The organism is Enterobacter sp. CRENT-193, from assembly GCF_002787395.1.
Taxonomy (GTDB): Bacteria; Pseudomonadota; Gammaproteobacteria; order Enterobacterales; family Enterobacteriaceae; genus Enterobacter; species Enterobacter hormaechei_C.
This window is the reverse complement of the sequence record NZ_CP024812.1, coordinates 4,425,978-4,448,205: the sequence shown is the minus strand read 5'-3', so window position 1 is coordinate 4,448,205 and position 22,228 is coordinate 4,425,978. Positions and strand designations below refer to the sequence as shown.

General features: G+C 57.5%; 19 protein-coding genes, 1 tRNA gene and 1 pseudogene. 14 read left to right on the top strand and 7 right to left on the bottom strand.

Annotated features, from left to right (window positions below):
* Positions 1-23: 23 nt before the first annotated feature.
* Positions 24-686, bottom strand: coding sequence for an EAL domain-containing protein (locus CU081_RS22190; protein WP_032608685.1), 663 nt, complete (start codon positions 684-686; stop codon positions 24-26).
* Between the two features lie 303 nt (positions 687-989).
* Between CU081_RS22190 and CU081_RS22185 the strand changes: the two genes are divergently transcribed.
* The 9 genes from CU081_RS22185 to CU081_RS22145 all read left to right on the top strand — a co-directional run bounded on the left by CU081_RS22185 (position 990) and on the right by CU081_RS22145 (position 12,255).
* Positions 990-1,066: transfer RNA gene (locus CU081_RS22185), tRNA-Arg, on the top strand.
* Between the two features lie 225 nt (positions 1,067-1,291).
* Positions 1,292-1,567, top strand: a complete 276-nt coding sequence (gene yahO, locus CU081_RS22180; protein WP_003858898.1) for a DUF1471 family periplasmic protein YahO — start codon at positions 1,292-1,294, stop codon at positions 1,565-1,567.
* A gap of 200 nt (positions 1,568-1,767) precedes the next feature.
* Positions 1,768-3,951 (top strand): TonB-dependent receptor, encoded by a 2,184-nt coding sequence (locus CU081_RS22175; RefSeq protein WP_023324262.1) that lies wholly within the window; start codon positions 1,768-1,770, stop codon positions 3,949-3,951.
* Between the two features lie 127 nt (positions 3,952-4,078).
* Positions 4,079-6,052 (top strand): PhoX family protein, encoded by a 1,974-nt coding sequence (locus CU081_RS22170; protein ID WP_022650528.1) that lies wholly within the window; start codon positions 4,079-4,081, stop codon positions 6,050-6,052.
* Positions 6,053-6,154: 102 nt separating this feature from the next.
* The gene (gene pheP / locus CU081_RS22165; RefSeq protein ID WP_003858894.1) at positions 6,155-7,543 is read left to right on the top strand and encodes a phenylalanine transporter; all 1,389 of its coding nucleotides are present in this window, start codon (positions 6,155-6,157) and stop codon (positions 7,541-7,543) included.
* A gap of 253 nt (positions 7,544-7,796) precedes the next feature.
* A complete protein-coding gene (locus CU081_RS22160; RefSeq protein WP_003858892.1) occupies positions 7,797-9,032 on the top strand; it encodes an MFS transporter in 1,236 nt (411 codons plus the stop codon).
* A 15-nt stretch (positions 9,033-9,047) separates the two neighbouring features.
* A complete protein-coding gene (locus CU081_RS22155) occupies positions 9,048-10,073 on the top strand; it encodes a sugar phosphate isomerase/epimerase family protein (RefSeq protein ID WP_003858891.1) in 1,026 nt (341 codons plus the stop codon).
* The gene (locus CU081_RS22150; protein WP_032645862.1) at positions 10,066-11,208 is read left to right on the top strand and encodes a Gfo/Idh/MocA family protein; all 1,143 of its coding nucleotides are present in this window, start codon (positions 10,066-10,068) and stop codon (positions 11,206-11,208) included. Before CU081_RS22155 ends, CU081_RS22150 begins: the two co-directional genes overlap by 8 nt.
* A gap of 75 nt (positions 11,209-11,283) precedes the next feature.
* Complete coding sequence (locus CU081_RS22145; RefSeq protein ID WP_022650530.1) at positions 11,284-12,255, top strand: LacI family DNA-binding transcriptional regulator; 972 nt, start codon at positions 11,284-11,286, stop codon at positions 12,253-12,255.
* Here CU081_RS22145 and CU081_RS22140 read toward each other — a convergent pair whose 3' ends face one another.
* On the bottom strand, positions 12,256-13,500 hold the full coding sequence (locus CU081_RS22140; protein ID WP_022650531.1) for a mechanosensitive ion channel family protein: 1,245 nt from the start codon (positions 13,498-13,500) through the stop codon (positions 12,256-12,258). It lies immediately after the preceding gene.
* 67 nt (positions 13,501-13,567) lie between these two features.
* The gene (locus tag CU081_RS22135; RefSeq protein WP_022650532.1) at positions 13,568-15,004 is read right to left on the bottom strand and encodes an MFS transporter; all 1,437 of its coding nucleotides are present in this window, start codon (positions 15,002-15,004) and stop codon (positions 13,568-13,570) included.
* 107 nt (positions 15,005-15,111) lie between these two features.
* Between CU081_RS22135 and CU081_RS22130 the strand changes: the two genes are divergently transcribed.
* From CU081_RS22130 to CU081_RS22125, 3 genes and pseudogenes are all read left to right on the top strand, one after another.
* Entirely contained in the window at positions 15,112-15,981 is an 870-nt protein-coding gene (locus tag CU081_RS22130) for a helix-turn-helix transcriptional regulator (RefSeq protein WP_022650533.1), read from the top strand.
* 191 nt (positions 15,982-16,172) lie between these two features.
* Positions 16,173-16,274, top strand: a pseudogene (locus CU081_RS26920) (type II toxin-antitoxin system RelE/ParE family toxin); the annotation flags it as partial.
* Positions 16,255-16,542, top strand: a complete 288-nt coding sequence (locus CU081_RS22125; RefSeq protein WP_015571209.1) for a helix-turn-helix domain-containing protein — start codon at positions 16,255-16,257, stop codon at positions 16,540-16,542. The pseudogene CU081_RS26920 and the gene CU081_RS22125, both read left to right, overlap by 20 nt.
* A 36-nt stretch (positions 16,543-16,578) precedes the next feature.
* On the opposite strand, the gene nfsB is transcribed toward CU081_RS22125, so the two are convergent.
* From nfsB to CU081_RS22110, 3 genes are all read right to left on the bottom strand, one after another.
* Positions 16,579-17,232: an oxygen-insensitive NAD(P)H nitroreductase gene (gene nfsB / locus CU081_RS22120; RefSeq protein ID WP_023324270.1), complete on the bottom strand. Its 654-nt coding sequence runs from the start codon at positions 17,230-17,232 to the stop codon at positions 16,579-16,581.
* Between the two features lie 120 nt (positions 17,233-17,352).
* Positions 17,353-17,721 carry an MmcQ/YjbR family DNA-binding protein gene (locus tag CU081_RS22115; RefSeq protein ID WP_022650536.1) on the bottom strand — a complete coding sequence of 123 codons (369 nt, stop codon included), beginning with the start codon at positions 17,719-17,721 and terminating at the stop codon, positions 17,353-17,355.
* Complete coding sequence (locus tag CU081_RS22110; protein WP_003858882.1) at positions 17,711-18,301, bottom strand: TetR/AcrR family transcriptional regulator; 591 nt, start codon at positions 18,299-18,301, stop codon at positions 17,711-17,713. The genes CU081_RS22115 and CU081_RS22110 overlap by 11 nt, the downstream gene beginning before the upstream one ends.
* A gap of 191 nt (positions 18,302-18,492) precedes the next feature.
* Between CU081_RS22110 and CU081_RS22105 the strand changes: the two genes are divergently transcribed.
* Positions 18,493-19,596 carry a RomA family MBL fold metallo-hydrolase gene (locus CU081_RS22105; RefSeq protein ID WP_023315566.1) on the top strand — a complete coding sequence of 368 codons (1,104 nt, stop codon included), beginning with the start codon at positions 18,493-18,495 and terminating at the stop codon, positions 19,594-19,596.
* 32 nt (positions 19,597-19,628) lie between these two features.
* Positions 19,629-19,970, top strand: a complete 342-nt coding sequence (locus CU081_RS22100; RefSeq protein ID WP_003858880.1) for a RamA family antibiotic efflux transcriptional regulator — start codon at positions 19,629-19,631, stop codon at positions 19,968-19,970.
* A 106-nt stretch (positions 19,971-20,076) separates the two neighbouring features.
* On the opposite strand, the gene CU081_RS22095 is transcribed toward CU081_RS22100, so the two are convergent.
* Entirely contained in the window at positions 20,077-22,221 is a 2,145-nt protein-coding gene (locus CU081_RS22095; protein WP_022650540.1) for a TonB-dependent siderophore receptor, read from the bottom strand.
* Between the last annotated feature and the right edge of the window lie 7 nt (positions 22,222-22,228).

Genomic DNA, 22,228 nt, shown 5'->3' with positions numbered 1-22,228 from the left:
GCTTCCCTCTTGGCGATGACCGTTCAGTCCTCCTGCCATCTCCAGGATGGCCAATAATATCCCTGACCGAAGCGCGCGCCAGCATGAAGCGCGCATGTACGGTCCCGTTCTGTTTCAATGCCTTCAATAAGCACATTCGCAGCAATTTTTGAACAAAGGGTGACCAGCTGTGTCAGCGCCGGCGTTTCACGTAAACGCCAGAAAGCGATCTTATCGATTTTTATTCCGCATAACGGCAGGCGACAGGATAAAAATGCTTGCCCTGACGCTTCATCAATATCATCCAGCCAGATCCGGTGTCCCCGCGCGGTCAACTGCTGAAGCGCACAACTCACCCTCTGACGTACCGGGTCTGAGAGTGAAAAGAACGAGGCAGGTTCCACGAGTTCAATGTTCAGCGGTGGGCTGTTAAGTTGCAGTAAACGCTGGAACATTTCCGGTATGGTCAGAACGGTTATCGGCAAATTTATGAAAAGGTTGTCACAAGGGAAGGGGTTTTTTAACGCGGCGATCTGTGCTTCCAGCAAAACAAGCGCCCGGGTGGCTGACCAGTCCTGGAAAAAGCTTTCGCTTTGCTGATGCGGCGACAGCACGCTGAGCACTTCGGCCCCCACCGCGCGTGAAGAGGAGAGGGCGACAATAGGTTCAAGCTTAATGCCTGTAATGTCGTGTGAGATGTGCTGCACGCACGAGGGAAAACCTGTCTGCTCTGGCGCTGTCACTCCGTCGTCCTGTTCACTTCCAGCCTCCAGGCGGCCGGGATACCGCAGGACAGTGTGAAGGTGAAGTAAACAGGAAAACAGCAGGCGTTACTTAAAAGCGGCTAAGCCTTTTCGCAGCCCGTAAAAGAGGGATAAATGTTGAAAAAACAGCCGTATTTACAATCAGCTAGTCATTATCGCCAGAGAAGGCGGAAAAGGCATTGACTCACTACGCATTGACCGTATAATTCCAGGCGTTTCACCACCGCGAAGTACACTCTTCTCCGTGCGCCCTTAGCTCAGTTGGATAGAGCAACGGCCTTCTAAGCCGTAGGTCGTAGGTTCGAATCCTACAGGGCGTGCCATTTAAAAACAGGCGCTTACGCCAGTTTCAAGCCAGCCTGATTTTCTTCATGAAACACCCATCGCGAAAGTAGCGTTAACGCACATTTTTCACAGCACAATTGACTGTTATAACAGTATTTTTCTTACGCTGTGGCAATTTTATTATTCCTCTACCATGCTCATATCACCTCACTCTCACTCGTGGGGCTTTTTGTAGTTGCTGATTAATCTCAAGGAAAAAGGTTATGAAAAAAACGACTGCTATTTTGATGGGCGCTGCATTTCTGTTTACCACCAATACCTTTGCGGCTGAACTGCTGACGAAAAACGAGTTTGAGAAAGTTGAATCACAGTATGAAAAAATCGGTACCGTGAGCACGGCTAACGAAGTCTCTGTCGACGATGCGAAAAAAGAGCTGGTCGAAAAGGCCGATAAAGAAGGTGCTGATGTACTGGTGCTGACTTCCGGTAATACAAACAACAAAATTCACGGCACCGCCGATATTTACAAGAAAAAATAATACCTTAGTAACCACCCCTGTTTCGGGGTGGTTGCGCGCCCTACCTCCCACCCAACATTGTTTCTTGCCGCTTCTCGCTCAGAGAGGCCGTTGACACTTGATTACGTTTACATAATGCGTATAGTTCTCATTTGCATTTCTTTTAATAACTTTTAAGGCCCGACAACGGGTCATTTTTGCGCGCACGTTAAGAGCTCATTATGAACAACACCACAATGCACAAAACGCTGCTGGCGATTGCCATCGGCGCGGTAACCCACTCCGCTTTTGCGGCGGATGAGAAAAAAGAGGACACCATCGTCGTCCAGTCCACGGCGGGGAGTGATTTCAAACCCGGCGGCGACCAGCTGGTGCCCGCCTTCCTTGACGGGCAGGTGGCGAACGGCGGGCGCATGGGTATGCTCGGTCAGCAGAACGCCATGGACGTGCCATTCAATATCATCAGCTACACCTCGAAGCTGGTGGAAGATCAGCAGGCGAAAACCATTGCTGACGTGGTTGCCAACGACGCGGGCGTGCAGTTCGTTCAGGGTTACGGCAACAGCGCGGAAACCTTCCGTATTCGCGGCCTGAAGTTTGACGGCGACGACATGACCTTTGGCGGATTGTCCGGCGTACTGCCACGTCAGGTGGTGGATGCCCAGATGGTCGACCGCATCGAGATCTTCAAAGGGGCCAACTCCCTGATGAACGGCGCCGCAAGCTCGGGCGTGGGCGGGATGATCAACCTTGAGCCAAAACACGCGGGCGACACCCCGCAGGCGAAAGTGGGTGTGGACTACACCTCGGATTCCCAGATTGGCACCACGCTGGATGCGGGTCGTCGCTTTGGCGATAACGACCAGTTTGGCGCGCGTGTGAACCTCGTGCATCGCGAAGGGGAAACCGGCGTGCCGAATGACCGCCGCCGCACCACGCTGCTCTCCACCGGCCTGGATTACAAAGGCGACCGTTTCCGCACCTCGCTGGACCTGGGCTACCAGAAAAAAACCTTCCACGGCAGCCCGACCAGCGTCAACATCTCGGCGGTGGATTTTGTGCCTGAACCGCCGAAGAACGATCGCAACTTCTCGCAGAAGTGGGCCTACAGCGATATCGAAAACGAGTTCGGGATGTGGCGCAGCGAGTATGACATCACCGATAGCTGGACGGCGTATACCGGTCTCGGCGCGCAGCACGCGCACGAAGAAGGGATCTACAGCGCGCCGAAGCTCCTCGATAAGAGCGGTAATGCGGTGGTCAGCCGTCTTGATACCAACCGCATCAGCGATTCTGTCAGCGGCATGGCGGGCATTCGCGGTAACTTCACTACCGGATTCGTCTCGCACAAGGTCAATGTTGGCTATTCGGCGATGACCAAAAACGAAAAGATCGCGTGGAAAATGTCGGCGACGAAGGATAATCCGACCACCAACATCTACCACAACACCGGCGTCGATATGCCGGACAGCTCCAACCTCAACGGCTCAGGCGGCAAATACAGCGATCCGCTGACCAGCGGGCGCACCCGCACGCAAGGCTGGCTGCTGAGTGATACCCTGGGCGTGCTGGATGACAAGCTGCTGTTCACCGCAGGCGCGCGGCATCAGAAAGTGGTGATTCGCGGGTACAACAAAATCACCGGTGCGGAAAACGACGCGGACGGTTTCGACGGCAGCCGCTGGATGCCCACCTACGGCGTAGTCTATAAACCGTGGGAGGAAATTTCCCTCTACGCCAACCACACCGAGGCGTTACAGCCCGGTGAAACCGCGCCTCGCTCAGCAAACAACTACGGCCAGAGCACCGGTATCGTTCACTCTAAGCAGAACGAAGTGGGCGTAAAGGCGGACTTTGGCCGCGTGGGCGGCTCCCTGGCGCTGTTTGAGATCAAAATGCCGTCGGCGATCCTTGACGACAGCGGTCACTACGGCCTGGATGCAGAACAGCGTAACCGCGGCGTGGAGCTGAACGTCTTCGGCGAGCCCATGCTCGGGATGCGTCTGAACGCCAGCGCCACCTGGTTGCAGGCCGAGCTGACCAAAACCAAAAACGGCGTCAATCAGGGCAACGATGCGATCGGTATTCCGAGCTTCTACGCCGTGCTGGGCGCAGAGTACGATATTAAGCCGATTGAAGGCCTGACGGCGACCGCGCGCGTTAACCACTCCGGCACGCAGTATGCCGATCTTGCGAACAGCAAAAAGCTGGACAGCTACACCACGCTGGATCTGGGCATGCGCTATCGCTTCGCGGTGAACCACAATGAAAATCAGATGACCGTACGGGCAGGTATCGACAACGTGACCAACGAGAACTACTGGTCAAGCGTGGACGATTCCGGTACTTACATTACTCAGGGCGAGCCGCGTACCTTTAAGGTCTCGGTTGGCTACGAGTTCTAAGCGTTCCACCTCGTTATCCGGGGCAGGGATGCCCCAATCCCTTCGTTGTCGTGTTATAAAATTGTAATAAAAGCTTCTTACACTGGTCGCCACAACCTTACCTCTTGGCCAATGACAGGAAGCCGCTATGGGCAGACCCCTCAAATCCGTTTTTAAAAAAGAACATCGCGACGATATCAGTAACCGCAGCGCTAACCCGGTATTCTCCGAGGTTGCAGAAGTGTTCCTCTCGCGCCGCCGTTTTCTCCAGATGGGGGCCGTAGCGGGGGCTGCCGTATCATTCCCGTATCTGATCACACCCGAAAATGCCATTGCCGCGGTATCGAAGCCTTCCGCGCTGGCAAAAGCGGTTTCCCTGGGCTTTACCAGCATCGACGTCTCTACGGAAGACACGGTCAGGGTGCCGGAAGGTTATATCGCCCGCCCGTTCTATCGCTGGGGCGATCCGACGGGGATCAAAGACAACATGCCGGCCTTTAAGCCGGACGCCAGCAATACCACAGACGAACAGGCTGTGCAGGCGGGCATGCACCACGACGGCATGGCGTGGTTTAGCCTGCCGCAGGGGGCGCAAAACCCGGAGCATGGACTGCTGGCGCTGAACCATGAGTACATCGACAACGGAATGCTGTTTACCGACGGTACGGCGAACTGGAGTCTCGACAAAGCCCGCAAGGGGCAGAACGCGATGGGCGTGTCGGTGGTGGAAGTGAAAAAAACGGGCAGCGGCTGGGAGGTGGTGCGTCCGTCTTCCTTCGCCCGGCGTATTACCGTCAATACGCCGATGCAGCTTACCGGCCCGGCGCGGCATCAGGATTTAATGAAAACCGCCGCCGACCCGCAGGGGGAACGCGTTCTGGGCACCATGCAGAACTGCGCCAACGGCCACACGCCGTGGGGCACCTATCTCACCTGCGAGGAGAACTGGTCGGACATTTTTGTCAAAAAAGCCGATCTCAACCCGCTGGAAAAACGCTACGGCATCAGCGACAGCGATGAATCGTACCGCTGGAACGAGGTGGATGAGCGGTTCAGCGTTGATAAAACCCCTAACGAACCCAACCGTTTCGGCTGGGTGGTGGAGATCGATCCCTACAACCCGACCTCCACCCCGCGCAAGCACACCGCGCTCGGCCGCTTCAAGCATGAGGGGGCCGCCGTCACGCTCGCCGCCGATAATCGCGTGGTGGTCTACATGGGGGACGACCAGAAGTTTGAGTACATCTATAAGTTTGTCTCCGACAAAAAATACGATCCCGCGAACCGGGAAGCCAATATGCAGCTGCTGACGTCCGGCACGCTGTACGTCGCCAGGTTCAACGAGGACGGCAGCGGCGACTGGCTGCCGCTGATCTTCGGGCAAAATGGCCTGGATAAAAGCAACGGTTTTGCAAGCCAGGGCGATCTGCTGATTAAAACCCGTCTGGCGGCCGACGTGGTGGGGGCGACGAAAATGGATCGCCCGGAGTGGATAGCCGTCGATCCGCACGCCAGCGGCAGCGTCTACTGTACGCTGACCAACAACAGCGATCGCGGTAAAGAGGGCAAGGCGCCGGTGGATGCCGCCAACCCGCGCGCTAATAACGTGTTTGGTCACATCATGCACTGGCACGAAGAGGGTGCCGATCCTGCCGCGGCACGCTTTAAGTGGGATATTCTGGTCATGGCCGGGCGCACCGACGGCGACGATCCCAAAGCCAAAGGCTCGATGCAGGGCGCGGCATTTGGCAGCCCGGATGGGTTGTCGTTCGATCACCAGGGCGTGCTGTGGATCCAGACCGACGTTTCCTCCAGCACCATCAATAAGAAAGCCTACGAGGGGATGGGCAATAACCAGATGGTGGCCACCATTCCGGGCACCAACGAGTATCGCCGTTTCCTGACCGGGCCGCGCGGGTGCGAAATCACCGGCATTGCGTTTACGCCGGACAACCGCACGCTGTTTATCAACATTCAGCATCCGGGGGAGGGCGGGGATGATATTACCGACCCGGCCAATCCGCGCGCTGTTTCCAACTGGCCAGACGCCAGCCCGAACGGGCGTCCGCGATCGTCAACGGTGGTGATTACCAAAGCGGACGGCGGGATCATCGGGTCGTGACGTTTATCCGCCGGGCGCATGCGCTGGCCCGGCGTTAAGCTTGCTACCACCAGCATGAAGTGTTAAAACGTGCCCCTTCTAAAAAAGAGACAGGGGTAGGGCGTGAAAGACGCGTCATCCGCTTCAGGCCATGGTAGCGCTGAAGCCTCGTCGGATCAGAATCCGACGCTGCAACGTGGTTTGCAAAATCGACATATTCAGTTAATTGCCCTTGGCGGCGCAATCGGTACCGGGCTGTTTCTCGGCATCGGGCCCGCTATTCAGATGGCCGGTCCGGCGGTGCTGCTGGGTTACGGTATCGCCGGGATTATCGCCTTCCTGATCATGCGCCAGCTCGGCGAGATGGTCGTTGAAGAGCCGGTGTCAGGCTCATTCGCGCATTTTGCCTATAAATACTGGGGCCCGTTCGCAGGCTTCCTCTCCGGCTGGAACTACTGGGTGATGTTCGTGCTGGTGGGGATGGCGGAGCTGACCGCCGCCGGCATCTATATGCAGTACTGGCTCCCGGACGTGCCAACGTGGATTTGGGCCGCGGCCTTCTTCATCATCATTAACGCCGTTAACCTTGTGAACGTCCGCCTGTATGGCGAGACCGAGTTCTGGTTCGCGCTGATCAAGGTGCTGGCGATTATCGGCATGATCGGCTTTGGCCTGTGGCTGCTGTTCTCCGGCCACGGCGGCGAGCGCGCCACGATCGATAACCTGTGGCAGCACGGCGGCTTCCTGGCGACTGGATGGAAAGGGCTGATCCTCTCGCTGGCGGTCATTATGTTCTCCTTCGGCGGGCTGGAGCTGATTGGCATCACCGCGGCTGAAGCGCGCGATCCGCACAAAAGCATTCCGAAAGCGGTCAACCAGGTGGTGTACCGTATCCTGCTGTTTTACATCGGCTCGCTGGTGGTGCTGCTGGCGCTCTACCCGTGGGTGGAAGTGAAATCTGACAGTAGCCCGTTCGTGATGATCTTCCACGATTTGAACAGCAACGTGGTCGCTTCGGCGCTGAACTTCGTCATTCTTGTGGCGTCGCTGTCGGTCTACAACAGCGGGGTTTACTCCAACAGCCGCATGCTGTTTGGCCTCTCCGTACAAGGCAACGCGCCGAAGTTCCTCACTCGCGTCAGCCGTCGCGGCGTGCCGGTCAACTCGCTGTTCCTTTCTGGCGCTATCACCTCGCTGGTGGTGCTGATCAACTATCTGCTGCCGAAAGAGGCGTTTGGCCTGCTGATGGCGCTGGTTGTCGCCACGCTGCTGCTTAACTGGATCATGATCTGCCTGGCGCACCTGCGCTTCCGCGCGGCGATGCGCCGCAAGGGGCGCGAGACGCAGTTCAAAGCGCTGCTCTATCCGGCGGGGAACTACCTCTGTATCGCCTTCCTCGGCCTGATTCTGGTGCTGATGTGCACCATGGATGAGATGCGCCTGTCAGCGATGCTGCTGCCGGTGTGGGTGGTGTTCCTGTTTATTGCATTTAAGCTCTCGCGCAAAAAGTAGCGCGGTTTTCTCCCTCTCCCTGTGGGAGAGGGCCGGGGTGAGGGCACCAGACCGCACCAAACCAGACCGCACCACACTGCCTGCCTTCACACCCGGTGGCGCTGCGCTTACCGGGCCTACAAAGTATCACTCCACCTTTATCGTGACCCCCCTCCCAATTCCGTTTCGATCCACAGGATCTTTATTTTGTAATCGATTACTTTTTATTTGAACTGTTTTGTAATCGATTACTTTTTTCCGGGTGAGGCTTATCATGGTGTCAACTGAGAGTAGTGAAAAGGCGATAACGCAACACCGGCTGCTGGTGCCGCGTCTGTCGCTGATGATGTTTCTGCAATTTTTTATCTGGGGTAGCTGGTCGGTCACGCTTGGCCTGGTGATGACCCGGCACAACATGTCTTTGCTGATTGGCGACGCGTTCTCTGCCGGGCCCATCGCTTCCATTCTTTCGCCGTTCGTGCTCGGGATGCTGGTGGACCGCTTCTTCGCCTCGCAGAAGGTGATGGCGGTGATGCACCTCGCGGGCGCGGTGATCCTCTGGTTCGTGCCGGGGGCGCTGATTGCTGAGAATGGCGCGCTGCTGATTGGCCTGCTGTTTGGCTACACGCTCTGCTATATGCCGACACTGGCGCTGACCAACAACATTGCGTTTCACAGCCTGGCGAACGTGGATAAAACCTTCCCGGTAGTGCGCGTGTTCGGCACCATCGGCTGGATCGCGGCGGGCATTTTCATCGGCGTCACCGGCGTGGCGTCCAGCGTCACCATCTTCCAGGTGGCGGCGGTCAGCTCCGTGCTGCTGGCGGTCTACAGCCTGACGCTGCCGCACACGCCAGCGCCGGCAAAAGGCCTGCCGGTTAAGGTGCGGGATCTCTTCTGCGCGGACGCCTTCGCGCTGCTTAAAACCCGCCACTTCTTCGTCTTCTCCGTCTGCGCGATGCTGATCTCTGTCCCGCTCGGCACCTATTACGCCTACACCGCCTCGTATCTGGCGGATGCCGGCATTGCCGACGTCAGCACCGCCATGTCCTTCGGGCAGATGTCTGAGATCGTCTTCATGTTGGTTATTCCTCTGCTGTTCCGCCGCCTGGGCGTGAAAGTCATGCTGCTGATCGGCATGCTGGCGTGGTTCGTGCGTTATGCCATGTTCGCGTTGGGCGTCAGCGAAGAGGGGCGCATTCTGCTGTACCTCGGCATTCTGCTGCACGGCGTCTGCTACGATTTCTTCTTTGTCGTCGGCTTTATCTATACCGACCGCGTGGCGGGCGAAAAGGTCAAAGGCCAGGCGCAGAGCATGATCGTGATGTTCACCTACGGCATCGGCATGCTGCTCGGCTCTCAGATTTCCGGCGCGCTCTACAACCACCTGGTGGCAGGACAGACCGTGCCGCAGGCGTGGGTCACATTCTGGTGGATCCCGGCGGTGGCTGCCGCGGCGATCGCGCTGATTTTCCTTCTCACGTTTAAGTATGACGATGACAAGGCGTAACGTTCAGGAGGTGGTATGAGGACAATGAAAGGACCCGGCATTTTTCTGTCGCAGTTTATTGGCGCAGAAGCGCCGTTTAATTCGCTCGACGGGCTTGCTGAATGGGCGGCAGGTAAAGGTTATAAGGCGGTGCAGATCCCCTGCAACCATCCGCACATCTTTGACGTCGAGAAAGCCGCAGAGAGCCAGGCCTACTGCGACGACATCACCGCCAGGCTGGCCGCACACGGGCTGGTTATCAGCGAGCTGTCGACCCATCTGGAAGGGCAGCTCGTGGCGGTGAATCCGGTTTACAGCGAGGCGTTTGACCACTTCGCACCCGCCGCCGTGCGCGGTAACGAGGCGGCGCGCCGGGCGTGGGCGACGGAAAAGCTGAAGCAGGCGGCGGTCGCCTCGGCCCGATTAGGGCTGAAGGCGCACGCGACCTTCTCCGGCTCGCTGGCGTGGCCGTTTTTCTATCCGTGGCCGCCGCATAACGAGCAGCGTTTTCAGGAAGCGTTCGAGGAGCTGGCAACCCGCTGGCGGCCAATACTGGATACCTTCGACGAGCAGGGGGTGGACGTCTGCTTTGAGCTGCATCCGGGGGAAGATCTGCACGACGGCGTGACCTTCGAGCGTTTTCTGGCGCTGGTGGATAACCATCCGCGCTGCAACATTCTCTACGACCCGAGCCATATGCTGCTTCAGCAGATGGACTATCTGGCCTTTATTGATCTCTACCATGCGCGCATTAAAGCGTTCCACGTGAAGGACGCGGAGTTCCGCCCCAGCGGGCGCAGCGGCGTCTACGGCGGCTACCAGCCGTGGATCAACCGCGCCGGACGCTTTCGCTCGCCCGGCGACGGGCAAATCGACTTTAAGGGCATCTTCAGCAAGCTGACCCAGTACGACTACGACGGCTGGGCGGTGCTGGAGTGGGAGTGCTGCCTGAAGGATGGCGATACCGGCGCGAGTGAGGGCAGCGAATTTATCCGCCGCCACATTATTCCCGTTTCCGGACGGGCGTTTGATGATTTCGCCGCAGGGGGCTGCCATGATTAACGTCGGGATTATCGGCAGCGGGTTTATTGGCCCGGCACACATCGAGGCGCTCAGGCGTCTCGGGTTTGTGCAGGTGGTCGCGCTCTGCGACGGTTCGCTCGTTAAGGCGCAGGAAAAGGCGCGCCAGCTAAATGTCCCGCATGCTTACGCCAGCGTGGAAGAACTGCTCGCGCACCCCAATCTGCATGCGGTGCACAACTGCACGCCGAACCACCTGCACGCGGAGATTAACCGCCAGATCCTGCGCGCGGGCAAGCACGTGTTTTCCGAAAAGCCGCTGTGCATGACGCCGGACGAGGCGCGCGAGCTGGTGGCGCTGGCGGAGCAGGCGGGCGTGGTGCATGGCGTGAGCTTTGTCTATCGTCAGTTTGCGATGGTGCGACAGGCGGCGAGCATGATGCGCGCGGGCACCCTCGGGCGGCTGTTCGCCTCGCACGGCAGCTATTTGCAGGACTGGATGCTGCTGGAAACCGACTACAACTGGCGGGTGGATGCCGCGCTCGGCGGCGCATCGCGCGCGGTGGCGGATATCGGCTCCCACTGGTGCGATACGGTACAGTATGTGACAGGCAGGCGCATTACCGAGGTGATGGCTGATTTATCCATCGTCTGGCCGAGGCGCAAGGCCAGCGCGGGTGGTCATCAGACCTTCTCCCATGACGAGCAGGCGGAGTATGAAGTCAAACCGGTCACCACCGAAGATTTTGGCTCGGTGCTGTTCCGCTTTGACGACGGCAGCAAGGGCAGCTTTAGCGTCTCGCAGGTGAGCGCGGGGCGAAAAAACCGCCTGACCTTTGAAATTAACGGCAGCGAGCAGTCGGTGGCGTGGGATCAGGAAATCCCGCAGCAGCTGTGGATCGGCCATCGCGCGCGGGCAAACCAGACGCTCACCGACGATCCAGGCCTGATGAACCCTGACGTGGCCGACAGCGCCCACTTCCCCGGCGGACATATCGAAGGCTGGCCGGACGCCTTCAAAAATATGATGGCGCAGTTCTACCGCGCCGTGCAGGCGGGCGCGATGCCGGATACGCCGCAGTTTGCGACGTTTCACGATGGCGCAAACGTGATGTATATCATTGATGCCATTGTGAAAAGCCATCAGCAGCAGCGCTGGGTGCGCGTGGAACAATAACGCGTTGCCCGGTTCGCCGGGCAATAAATTTATGGTAGCCTGCACAAAACGCTAACCGCAGGATGTGTCGTCGCTATGTCAATTCAGAAAATCGCTCAGCTGGCCGGGGTCTCCGTGGCGACGGTCTCCCGCGTGCTGAATAACAGCGACACCGTGAAGGCGAAAAACCGCGAGCGCGTTCTGCGGGCGATTCAGGAGAGCAACTACCAGCCAAACCTGCTCGCCCGTCAGCTGCGCACCGCCCGCAGCTATATGATCCTGGTGATGGTGTCCAACATTGCCAACCCGTTCTGCGCCGAAGTGGTGAAGGGCATCGAAGCCGAGGCGGAAAAGAACGGCTATCGCATTCTGCTGTGCAACTCCGGCTCGGATATTGAGCGCTCCCGCTCGGGCTTAAGCCTGCTCTCCGGCAAAATCGTCGACGGCATTATCACCATGGATGCATTCTCGAAACTGCCGGAACTGGCCGCGCTGATTGGCAACGCGCCGTGGGTGCAGTGCGCCGAATATGCCGATGCGGGCGCGGTCTCCTGCGTCGGCATCAATGATGTGGACGCTTCACAGCATGCCGTCAGCCAGCTGGCCGACGGCGGCCGCAAGCGTATCGCGATGATCAACCACGATCTCAGCTACAAATATGCCCGCCTGCGCGAACGCGGCTACAAGAGCGTGATCCACCTGCGGGATCTGGACTATCAGGCGGTGGAGTACGCCAGTGAGCTCAGCTCTGGTGCGGGCATGGCGGCGATGCAAAACCTGCTAAAAGCAAACCCGCCGGATGCGGTGTTTGCCGTTTCCGATACGCTGGCGGCGGGGGCGCTGCGCGCCATTCAGCAGGCAGGGCTGCGGGTGCCAGAAGATATCGCGGTGGTCGGCTTTGACGGCACCGAGCTGGCGGAGATGGTTTCTCTCACCACCATTGAACAACCGTCGCGGGATATCGGGCGCAAGGCAGTCAATTTGCTGTTAAATAAGATCGACAACCCGGATGCGCCCACGGAGAGGGTCATGATGGACTGGCGCTTTATTTCCCGCGCCAGCACCTGATTATCTGGCGATGACGCCAGCCAGCGAGCGAATATCGTTTCCGGTTGGCGACTGGTGAATACGCAGGCCAAATTCATCCACCACCGCGAAAATATGATCGAAGATGTCGGCCTGAATATCTTCGTATTCCGCCCAGATCACCGTGTTGGTAAAGGCATATATTTCAATCGGCAGCCCGTTGGCATCCGGCGCGAGCTGGCGCACCATCAGCGTCATATCTTTACGAATACGCGGGTGGTTGCGCAGATATTCATTCAGGTAGGCACGGAAGGTGCCGATATTGGTCATCTTGCGCAGGTTTAATACCGATTCCCCTTCGCCGTTCTGCTGATTCCACAGGTTAATTTCCTCATGACGCGCCGCCAGATACGGCTTCAGCAGTTTCGCCTGAATCAGTTTTTGCTGCTCCTGCTCGTCGAGGAAATGAATGCTGGTGGTATCGATATTCAGGCTGCGCTTGATGCGGCGACCACCGGAGGCGGACATGCCGCTCCAGTTGATGAACGCATCGGACACCAGCGCCCAGGTCGGGATGGTGGTGATGGTGTTATCGAAGTTGCGCACTTTAACGGTGGTCAGGCCGATGTCGGTCACCGTGCCGTTGGCGCCGTATTTCGGCATCTCCAGCCAGTCGCCGAGCTTGAGCATGTCGTTGGCGGAGAGCTGAATACCGGCCACCAGGCCGAGTATCGGGTCTTTAAAGACCAGCATCAGAACGGCAGCCATCGCACCCAGGCCGCTTATCAGAATGGCGGGTGACTGACCGATCAGCAGGGAGATAATTAGTATCCCCACCAGAATGGCGCTCACCAGCTTGATGCCCTGGAATATCCCCTTCAGCGGCAGCTGTGACGCGGTGGCCATTTTCTGCGACAGATTGAAAATCACGTCCAGCAACGAGAAGAAGGAGAGTAGGGCATAAACCATCACCCACAATTTCGCGCAGGTGGTAAGTAATTCCGCCGCTTCGCTGCCTTTTTGCAGCCACAGAACCGCCTGAACGTTGACGATTATCCCCTGGAGGGTAAACGCCAGACGGTGAAATAACTTGTTCTGCGTAATGATCTGCAACCATAAATGGCTGCTGGCCTGGGCGCGTTTCTCGAATGCGCGCAGCACCACTTTGTGCAGAATAAAATGAACGATAATGGCCGTAAGAAAAATAATACCAAAGATAATCACTAAAGAGGTGGTGTGATTAATTTCAATCCCTAACTCTTCAACCTGAGCAATTAATTCCTGCATAACGTCTCCTGTATTGATGCAGCCCCATAATGGCGGCTGCGGATCTATTATGCAAATTCAGGCAGTTTTATTTTGTCGCCGGACAGGCCTTGACGACCGGTAAACACAGACGATGGCGCATACGCAGCGTGGCCAGCGCCAGCACCACCATCATGGCCGTTTCCACCATCAGGAAGACATTGACCGCCTGGGTGTAATCTCCGTGATGATTTTGCAGCCCGTGCAGCAAAATCGCGCCGAAAATGGCCGGGCCAAGCCCCAGCGCAGCCTGTTGCAGCGTGCTTAAAATCGCGCTCGCGGCCCCCGCGTCGTCAGGCTGAATATCACGCATCCCGATACGGTAGAAGCTGTTTACAATCAGCGCCTGCCCGTAACCCACCAGCCCGGTGGCCGGGGCCAGCGTCAGCGCGGTATTCTGCATTCCCCAGTGACGGAACGTGGCGATCAACGCCACCAGACCGACAAGCTGAATCGCAAGTCCGGTCAGCAGGATGGCGCTGGTGCTGTAGCGGGCAATCAGGCGTGGGGCGAACCAGGCAGAAATAAAATAGGTGACGCCAAGCGCGATAAAGCTGTTCCCGGACTGCCACGGCGCCATCCCCAGACCGCTTTGCATGGTCAGCGCCATACAGAACATGAACCCGGACCAGACGCTGAAAAAGAGTATCCCGATTAGCACGCCAAAGCGGATGCTGCGCAGCTGCAACAGGCGCGGCGCGATGAGCGGGTGGGCATTCTCACGCTCTTTTTTGCGCGCGTTCAGCACCATTACACAGACCAGCGGCACAATCGCCAGCAGTGCGGCCTTCAGCGGCCACGACCAGTGCCACTGCGGGCCGAGCGCCATCGGGAACAGCAGACAGCACAGTATTGCCGTCAGCAGGACAGTCCCGGTCCAGTCAATGCGCGACGGCGTGTCGCGGCGGGTTTCCGGCACGTAGCGACGGCTCAGCGCCAGCACCACCAGACAAATCGGCACGTTGATAAAGAAGGCGTTGCGCCAGCCCAGCCCGGCGATGTCCGCCGACACCAGCCAGCCGCCACCCATCTGGCCGACGATAAATGCAATACCGCCGATACCCCCGAACAGGCTGATCGCTCTGGCGTGTGCCGTTCCTTTTAACGTCACATGCAACGTCGCGAGAATTTGCGGCATGATCAGCGCGGCGCCCGCACCCTGAATAATGCGCGCGCCAAGCAACTGTTCGATATTGCCCGCCATGCCGCACAGCAGTGAGGCCAGGCCAAAACACGCCACGCCCCACATAAAGAGGCGACGGCGGCCAAGGTTATCGCCCAGCTTGCTGCCGGGTGCCAGGCAGACGGCAAAGGCCACGCCGTAGAGGGCGACGATCAGCTCCAGTTCAGTGGCGGTGGCGTGTAACGAATGGGTGATGGAATCCAGCGCCACGTTGGTGATTGAGGTATCAATCAACGGCAGCATCTGGCCGGTTAACAGCAATATCAGGCCCGCACGACCCGGTGAAACAACTGACGTATTCATGGTGACTCCATTGCGTCAAACAGCGTAGAGTCGTAGCATCAATCATCTGATAAACGGGTACCAGTTCTTACTTATACTGGTACTGACACTACCATGCAGGAGATGTTATGGCGCTGATGTCTGAACCTGTCACCTCTCTCCAGGATGACACCCGCAAGCAGCTGGGCGCGTTTTTGCGTGCCCGGCGCGAAAGCCTCGATCCGCAGCGCCTCGGCTTACCGCGCAGCGGCCGCCGCCGCACGCCGGGCCTGCGCCGGGAAGAGGTGGCGATGCTCGCGGATGTCGGCGTGACCTGGTACACCTGGCTGGAACAGGGTCGGGACGTCAATCCGTCCAGCGCGGTGATGGCCGCCATCGCAAAAGCGCTGCAATGCACCCCGACCGAAGCCCGGCATCTTTTTGTGCTCGCCGGTTTGCCGCCGGGCGAAGCCCCGCAGGCGGTGTGCTGTGAGGGGATCAGCGAAGGCACGCGTCGCCTGCTGGATACCCTGATGCCGAAACCCGCCAGCATTCAGAAACCGAACTTTGATATCGTGGCGTGGAACGACAGCTTCGGACACCTGATGGGCGTCGATTTCAACGGTATTCCGCCGGAAGATCGCAACTGTATTTACCTGTTCCTCACCCATCCGGCGTGGCGCGCGCGGCTCGGCAAACGTGACGACGTGCTGCCGATTTTCGTCTCCTACTTCCGCGCGGCAATGGCTGAGCACCGTGGCGACCCGCTCTGGGAAGCGAAGCTGGCGCGTTTTTTTGCGGTGTCCGAAGAGTTCAAAACCCTGTGGCACCAGCGTAACGACGTGCGCGGCGTGGAGAACCAGCTCAAGCTGTTCACCCATCCCGAGCTGGGGGATTTTCATCTCCAGCAGATGTACTGGTACTCCGCCCCGCGAAACGGATCGCGGCTGCTGGTCTATTTACCCGTGGATGAGGCAGGGGAGAGGGCGATGGCGTGGCTGGCGGAGCAGGGGATATAAATTTTTTGCGAGGGGCTTTCAGGGAATCAACGCTGATCCGGTCCTGCCTGGAATAAGCTGGTAAGGTGAATCACGAAAGGCAAAATTAGCCTTTAATGCAAATTGCCTTACATGCTAATATTATCAGGGATGACATACAGTGTTCAGACTTATCGTTCATGCGGCAGTCAGGGAGGAGATCCTCTCATTGCCTGCGGGTGTTTATCAAGAAGACGCAAAAAACGCCCTCTGCTGAACTCCGTCTGGCACTGAAACGACAACAGGAGATGTTGGATGAGCAAGAAGATTATTGACTGGGATGAACTCAGAGCTGAACTGTTAAGCGATTCAGAAGTTCAGGCTTCCTTTGATGCAGAAGAGCGCAAGGAGCGTCTGCGGGAGATGCTGGCGCAATGGCGCAATCATGCTGGTCTGACGCGCGCCCAGGTGGCGGAGCGGATGGGCGTCAGCGCCCCGACGGTATCAAGAATGGAAGCAAATATTACCCGGGCGAGTCTCGATACATTAACGCGTTATGCGCTGGTGTGCGGGGTTAAGCATCCGCAGATAACGCTTTACTGAAAACGGGCACGCCGATAGCCGGCGTGCCAGAAGCGCTTAGCACTCAGTCACAATCGTGCTCAGCGGCAGGCGAGATTTCGGCAGCGTGGCGTTGAAATCTTCCACGCTGTGATGCCCGACCGGGACCACCACCAGGCTGGTGAAGCCTTTCTCTTTCAGGCCAAACTCTTCGTCGAGGATCGCGGCGTCAAACCCTTCGATTGGTACCGCATCCAGGCCCATCGCGGCCACGCCCAGCAGGAAGTTGCCGACGTTCAGGTAAACCTGCTTCGCCATCCACTGGTCGTCATCTTTCAGATCCACGCGGTGCATGTCGGCAAAATAGCAGCGGCCTTTGTGGTTCGCGGCTTTTGCTTCTGGCGTGTTGAAACGGCCATCGGCTTCTTCCTGATCGACAACGCGCTCAAGCCAGGCATCGTCCATCGCGGTTTTCGCGCAGAACACTACTACGTGAGAGGCATCCAGCATTTTGCGTTCGTTAAACACATAGGTGCCCGCCGCGGATTTTGCCACGCGCGCTTTACCCTCTTCAGTGCTGGCAACAATAAAGTGCCACGGCTGGGAGTTGGTGCTGGACGGGCTGTATTGCAGCAGCGTTTTGATTTTTTCCGCTTCTTCTGCGGTCAGTTTTTTGGCTGGGTCGAACGCCTTGGTAGAGTGGCGTTTCAGGGCGACAGAAATAATATCCATAACAACTCCTGGTGATGAAATTCGCCCGCGGGCGGGCGTGAAAGGAAAGCAGATTACCGCGCGAAGCGGGAAAAGATAAGTGCGATTCGAGCGCTTATTCTGTTCGTCTGAGACGAACAATCAGGCTGGGCGAATCCACTTCTGATCTTTTTTCGGCAGTTTATCAACGACCAGATTCCACGAATCCGTAATCAGGTCGGTGACCAGTTCAGGCGTGATGTCGTCCGTGCCATAAAGGGAGATCCAGTGTTTTTTATTCAGATGGTAACCGGGCTCCACGCCACGGTAGATCTGCTGATTGAGTAGCGATTTTTCCGGATCGGATTTCAGGCTGACGTGGGCCCGATCGTGTGCGGTCGCCATCAGCATAAAAATTTTCCCGCCCACCTTAAACACGTCATACTCCGGGCCAAACGGCCAGCAATGTTCGGTAAAAGGCATCTCCAGCGCGACGCGTCTGGCATGTTCCTGCAAGGATTTACTGTCCATGGTTATCTTCCTCAGCAAGCCCGCGCCACATGGCTTCAAAGCCCAGCGCTTTAAAATCGACGGCACGGGACGGATCGCGGGCGGCAAACTCCATGGTGGTTTCAGCCAGCGATAAGAACATTGCATCACCGAAGGTCTTAAACTCGTCAGACATAAACACCGGGCGGATCGAACGACGACACAGTTCATGCAGTTCCGGGAACATGTCTTTCACCGCCTGCTCGGTTTCGGCGTTCAGCTTTTCACTGACGCCAATCTGACGGATAGCCGCATGCGCCAGGGGGTTACGAATGCCCCAGTCCACATAGCTGTTCCAGATATTGCGGGTATGCTCTTTTGGCTCGGTGATGGTGCGATCGAGATTCGCCAGCATGGTCTGGCAGAGATCCTGCTTCAGATGCAGGTAGAGGGCATTCAGCAGATCGTCTTTGGTAGCAAAGTAGCGAAACAGTGTCCCTTCAGCGACGCCCGCATTACGGGCAATTAACGCCGTTGAGGCGGCAATACCTGACTGCGCAAACGCAGCCGTTGCTGCTTCCAGTAAGGCCTGTTTTTTATCTTCACTCTTCGGACGTGCCACTAAATTTTTCCTCCCGTCAATTGTAAAAGCCCTGATTGAAACACGAGCCTTGATACGCTGCAACGCGGAATGTCAAAGATCGAAAACCTTCTTGACGGAGTAATCATCCTATCTATAATGAGTGCTTACTCACTCATAATCAAGTATCACCCGCGCAAACCATCGGATGGGGCGCGTAGGCGGGTCAGGAAATGAAAAAGCCTCTATTCATCTGCGTGGTGTTAGTCATGATTATTGCTTCAGCTGCCAGTTTACCGTTTGTACTGAATGCCGGATTTGGCCAGCCACCGCAGGGTGCGCAGCTCTCTGAAGTGGAAGCCTCTCCGCACTATCGCGACGGGCAATTCCATAACACGCTCCCTACGCCGGGCTTTACCGGACAACAAAATATGCTGGTGGCGTGGTGGCAGTTCCTTACCCGTAAAACCGAAAACGCCCGTCCTGCGCAGCCGCTGCCGCTGGTGAAAACCGATCTGGCTAGCCTGTCGCCTGAACAGGACACGCTGGTGTGGCTCGGCCACTCCTCCTGGTATATGCAGCTGGCAGGGAAACGCATCCTGATCGATCCGGTTCTGAGTAGCTACGCCGCACCGTTCTCGTTTCTCAATAAAGCATTTGCGGGGGAGTACCCGTGGCGTGCGGAGAGCATGCCGGAGATCGACCTGCTGATTATCTCCCACGATCACTATGACCATCTGGATTACGCCACCATCAAGGCGCTGCTGCCGAAGGTTAAGCGCGTGGTCACGCCGCTGGGCGTGGGTTCGCATCTGCGCTACTGGGGGATGACCCCGGAGATAATCGACGAGCGGGACTGGAACCAGTCGGTGCATATCAGCGATGCGCTGACGGTACATGTTCTGCCCGCGCGCCATTTTTCCGGGCGCGGCATTAAGCGTAACCAGACCCTGTGGGGGAGCTTTATGTTTGTTACCCCAGAGCGAAAGGTTTACTACAGCGGAGACTCCGGTTACGGCCCGCACTTCAAGGCTATTGGCGAGCAGTTTGGCGGAGTGGACTTAGCCATTATGGAAAACGGGCAGTACGACCAGGACTGGAAGTACATCCATATGCATCCGGCGGAAACGGCGCAGGCCTCGGCAGATCTCAATGCCAAAGCGGTCGTACCGGGACATAACGGGCGTTTTGTGCTGGCGAAACATACCTGGAACGATCCACTGATCCAGCTGGCGAAAGCCAGCAAGGATAAAAACTACCGGCTGCTGACGCCGGAGCTGGGCGAGCCCGTGCGGGTGAGTGATACCACGCAACAATTTCGCGAGTGGTGGGAATAATGTTTAAGCGAGAAGCAGAGGGGGAGAGCAGTATGACGATTTCCGCTCAGGTCATTGATACGATTGTCGAATGGATTGATGACAATCTACACCAGCCGTTACGCATCGAAGAGATTGCCCGCCATGCGGGTTACTCAAAATGGCATTTACAGCGTCTGTTTATGCAGTACAAAGGCGAAAGTCTGGGGCGCTACATCCGCGAACGCAAGCTGCTGATGGCGGCGCGCGATCTGCGTGAATCAGACGAGCGCGTGTACGATATCTGCCTGCGCTACGGGTTTGACTCGCAGCAGACGTTTACCCGCATCTTTACCCGCACCTTCAACCAGCCGCCCGGTGCGTACCGCAAAGAAAACCACGGTCGGGCGCACTGAAAAACATCCCCTCACCCCGGCCCTCTCCCCAAAGGGGCGAGGGCGTAATCGTCCCCTCTCCCCTATGGGGAGAGGGTTAGGGTGAGGGGATCAGACCGCACCATGCTTACCAGCTGTAATTCACCGTCGCCGTCACCGTCCGGCCAATCCCGTAGAAGCACGCCGTATCGCTTGCGCACGACGCCACATACTTTGTGTCTGCCACGTTATTGACGTTGAACTGCGCGCTTGCCCCTTTCAGGCTGCGGTTCATCTCGCCCAGGTCGTAGCGCAGCATCGCGTCATACAGATCCACCGATGGCACCTTGAAGGTATTCTTCGCATCGCCGTAGCTGGTGCCGATGTAGCGCATCCCCACGCCAGCGGTCAGGCTCTTCAGCGCGCCGCCCGGAACGGTATAGCTGGCGAACGCCGATGCCATATGTGCCGGAATGCGCGCAGGCGTTTTGCCTTCAGTTCCCGCCACCGTGGTGCTTTCGGTTTTTGCATCGGTGTAAGTGTAGGAGCCAATCAGGTTGATGTTATCCATCAGCGTGGCGTGGATTTCCGCTTCAGCGCCTTTCGAACGCACCTTGCCCGCATTTTCGAACCAGCCTTCAGCGCTGTTATAGGTCGCGACGTTGTTCTGAGTTAAATCGTACAGCGCCAAGGTCATCAGCGTGGTGTCGACCGGCTGATATTTCACGCCAATCTCGGTCTGCTCCCCGGTAGTAGGCCTGAATGGCGCAACGCCCGGCGCACGGTTGGTTTGCAGGTTCGGTTCAAACGAGGTGCTGTAGCTGATGTACGGCGACAGGCCAGAATCAAACGCGTACAGCAGGCCAGTGCGCCAGGTAAATTTGCTGTCGTTCTGCTGCGTAACGCTGTTATCGGTGAAGTCGCTGGTACGCACTTCGCTCCAGTCGTAGCGCCCGGAAACCAGCCACTCCCAGTTATTCCAGCTCATCTGATCCTGAAGATACAGGCCCATCTGGTCGAGATTTTGCTGCTCGTCGGACGCCGTTTTGAAGGTACTTTCATCCACGTTCACGCCGTAAACCGGGTTTGTCCAGTCAAGGTCATACTGTGAGCCGCTCCCGCGCGCCAGCAGCTGTTTATCCTTGCTGGTCTTGTAATCAAACCCGCCGAGCAGGGTGTGGCTGACGCTTCCGGTCTCCAGCTGATATTCCAGCTGGTTATCAAGGCCAAATTCGTTGGTCGTGCGCGCTTCACGCTGGGCGCGACGGGTCAACACCGTGCTGTTGGCCGCGCTGTTGGCGTAAACCAGATAACGATATTTCTGCTTGATGGTGGCGTAACGGGCGTTCTGGCGGAAGGTGAGGTTGTCGGCGAACTGGTGTTCCAGCTCGTAGCCAATCATCGTCTGCTCGCGCCAGGATTGATTGTAATTCGGATCGCTGACGTTAAAATCGCGCGGGATGTACTTCCCGTCGGCACTTTTCACCGTGCCATACGCGGGCAGGAAGTTGCGGTATCCGGCATCCGGATCTTTCTGGTAGCTGGTCAGCAGCGTAAAGCGGGTCTGATCGTTCGGGTACCAGGTGATTGCCGGGGCGATCGCCATCCGCGTCTCTTTATAATCGTCCACCTGATTATGCTGCGTACGGGCGATACCGTTCACGCGATACAGCACGCGGCCGTCGTCGCTCAGCCTGCCGCCGAAATCAAACGCACCTTCGGCGAGATCGTTATTGCCGGTGCGGAACTGCACGTTGTGAATGGCCTCCGCCGTCGGGCGCTTGCTGGTCATGCTGATTAACCCGCCCGGATTCACCTGTCCAAACAGGACCGAGGCCGGGCCGCGCACCAGCTCCACGCGCTCCAGCAGCCACGGGTCAACTGTGCCCGTCTGTGATGAGGCCGTTGCGCCAAAGCTTAAGCCGTCGAGGAATTTCGGCACGTAGCTAAAGCCGCGCACAAACACCTCGTCGTTACGGTTAGACGAGCCCCGGTACTCGGTAAACACGCCCGCCGAGTAGCGCAGCGCCTGCGAAACGGAGGTGACGTCCTGCATGTTCATCTGATCGCGGGTGATCACCGATACCGACTGCGGCGTCTTCACGATCTCCGCGCTGGTCTTGGTGGCGGAGAGCGTTTTCGTCGCCACAATGCCTTTTACGGGCGCAGTGGGCTCTTCACTCACGCCCTGCGTCACCGTAATCGTTTCTTCTTTCGTTTCTGCCTGAGCCGCGACGCTGGTCGTCGCCAGACTCAGCAGCCAGAGCCGCATTATCTTATTATTTTTAAACATTTTTATT